The organism is Halomonas sp. SIMBA_159, assembly GCF_046536035.1.
Classification (GTDB): domain Bacteria; phylum Pseudomonadota; class Gammaproteobacteria; order Pseudomonadales; family Halomonadaceae; genus Vreelandella; species Vreelandella venusta_A.
In genome coordinates this window covers 1-254 of the sequence record NZ_JAWJBT010001064.1, presented here as the reverse complement: position 1 = coordinate 254, position 254 = coordinate 1, and the positions used below count along the sequence as shown (strand labels likewise).

Annotated in this window: 1 pseudogene; it reads right to left on the bottom strand. The window is 55.1% G+C overall.

What is annotated here, in order from left to right:
• Positions 1–41: 41 nt before the first annotated feature.
• Positions 42–254, bottom strand: a pseudogene (locus R0J87_RS22550) (NAD-dependent epimerase/dehydratase family protein); the annotation flags it as partial.

Genomic DNA, 254 nt, shown 5'->3' with positions numbered 1-254 from the left:
CAGGCGATTGCCGAAGCATTGCTGGAGAAATACGGGCAGGATTAGCGCGGCAGTTTTCCGTGGTCGCGTAGCCAGGCGGCAGTTTTCTCGATACCTTCATCCAGGGTGATGACCGGCTGATAACCTAACTCTTCCTGCGCACGCGTAATATCCAGCGTAAAGTCAAAATTCAACTTGCAGACGCCGTAGTGGGTCAGCGGCGGCTCTTTTGCTGACTTGCGGCCTAAACGCTCCATGCTGCGGGCGATCATATC